4 protein-coding genes are annotated in these 1865 nt (G+C 61.2%); 3 read left to right on the forward strand and 1 reads right to left on the reverse strand.

The window, feature by feature from the left end:
* From AC1D0P_RS25335 to AC1D0P_RS25345, 3 genes are all read left to right on the forward strand, one after another.
* Positions 1 to 408, forward strand: a 408-nt coding sequence (locus tag AC1D0P_RS25335) for an alpha/beta fold hydrolase (RefSeq protein ID WP_477679257.1), incomplete at its 5' end; no start/stop codon positions are given.
* Between the two features lie 325 nt (positions 409 to 733).
* A complete protein-coding gene (rpsU, locus tag AC1D0P_RS25340; protein ID WP_007872347.1) occupies positions 734 to 946 on the forward strand; it encodes a 30S ribosomal protein S21 in 213 nt (70 codons plus the stop codon).
* A gap of 118 nt (positions 947 to 1064) precedes the next feature.
* A complete protein-coding gene (locus AC1D0P_RS25345) occupies positions 1065 to 1514 on the forward strand; it encodes a GatB/YqeY domain-containing protein (protein ID WP_477679258.1) in 450 nt (149 codons plus the stop codon).
* Between the two features lie 28 nt (positions 1515 to 1542).
* On the opposite strand, the gene AC1D0P_RS25350 is transcribed toward AC1D0P_RS25345, so the two are convergent.
* The coding region (locus tag AC1D0P_RS25350) for a hypothetical protein (protein ID WP_477679259.1) at positions 1543 to 1865 on the reverse strand (323 nt) is incomplete at its 5' end.

The raw sequence follows: 1865 nt of genomic DNA on the forward strand, positions 1-1865 counted from the left end.
GTGTTCGACGGCATTCGCCAGGGCGAACTGGCCAACCGTTCGCAGCTTTACCTGGACATCGCCTCGGGCCCGTTTTTCGGCTTCAACCGCCCCGGCGCCAAGGTCTCGCAAGGTTTGATCCAGTCGTTCTGGGTGCAGGGCATGCAGGCGGGCCACAAGAACACCTATGATTCGATCGCGGCTTTCTCGGCCACCGACTTCACCGAGGACCTCAAGCGCTTTAACGTGCCGACCCTGGTGATCCACGGCGACGACGACCAGATCGTGCCCATCGACGCCTCAGGCCGCGCCGCCGCGAAACTCGTGAAAAACGCCAGGCTGATCGTCTACCCCGGTGCGCCGCACGGCCTGGCCGACACCCACAAGGAGCGGCTCAACCAGGATTTGCTGGCTTTCATCAGAGAGTAAATCCACCCCCGTCCAGGCTCACTGCGTGTAGCCTGTTCCCCCTCAAGGGGGCGGCGCCTGCGGTCTGGCAGAGCCAGTCCCGCGGCCCCCACTGGATGGACAGCCGACAGCCCCAAGGCGATGCGAAGCGAGCCGCCCAAGGCCAGCATGAGCCGCGGAACCGGCTTTGCCGGGCCGCAGGCGGGCGGCCCCCTCTGGGGGCAGGGAGTTACACGAAGTGAACGACCGTGGGGGTGGTATATAATCCAAGGCTTTGCTAGCAAACCCGTGCCTGGCCTGATCCTGATCAGATCGATAAAGGCGCACCTTTTGGATCAATTGAACAATGACCACCATCCGTGTAAAAGACAACGAGCCCTTCGACGTGGCTCTGCGCCGTTTCAAGCGCACCATTGAAAAACTCGGCCTGCTGACCGACCTGCGCGCCCGCGAGTTTTACGAAAAGCCAACGGCGGAGCGCAAGCGCAAGAAGGCAGCCGCCGTCAAGCGCAACTACAAGCGTATCCGCTCGATGCAGTTGCCCAAGAAGCTGTACTAATCCTTTAGTACCGCCTCACGGCAACAAAAAGCCCGCACGAGGACGCTCTGCGGGCTTTTGTGCTTTCTGGCACCAGCCCCACGCATCCCTTCCCTCTTCCCGCCCTCAGGAGCCCCGAATGTCAGCCCTCAAAGACCAGATCACCGAAGACATGAAGACCGCCATGCGCGCCAAGGACAGCGAGCGCCTGGGCACCATCCGCCTGTTGCTGGCCGCCCTCAAGCAAAAAGAGGTCGATGAGCGCGTCGTGCTGGACGATGCCGCCGTGGTCGCCATCGTCGACAAGCTGATCAAACAGCGCAAGGACTCGCTGGAAGCCTTCCAGAAGGCCGAGCGCAAGGACCTGGCCGACAAGGAAGCCGCCGAACTGGTGGTGCTGCAGGCCTATTTGCCCGCACGCCTGAGCGCCGACGAGGTTGCCGCCGCCGTGAAAGCCATCGTGGCCGAACTGGGCGCCAGCGGCCCCGGCGACATGGGCAAGGTCATGGGCGCGGTGAAAGCCAAACTGGCCGGCAAGGCCGACATGGGCCAGGTCTCGGCAGCGGTGAAGGCGGCGCTGGCTGGCTGATTACAAACAGACTTCCTGCCGCACCTTCCTATTCGTCAGAAGTGGCTGGAAACAAGAACTTCACAATGGCCGCAAAAGCAAGTCCGGCTTGCACCACAGTTGCTCCAACCAAGGCCATAAGCGTATTTCCGTCAACGATTCGGTAGTTTGAAAAATGCCCGGCAATCCAGGCGAGAAGAACCAGCAGATAAACACCTCCGTTGAGCCAAGTGAACACACGGATGACAGCGTTAATAAGGGTATCGCGCTGGGTGCTCAATCGCTCCCATTTTTGATGCGTGAATTGCCCGTCCTGGACTGACTTATCCTCGGACAGGGCTTTGACTGCAAGCTTGGGCGCAGCAGTGGCGG

It is taken from the genome of Polaromonas sp. P1_G2, from assembly GCF_056405515.1.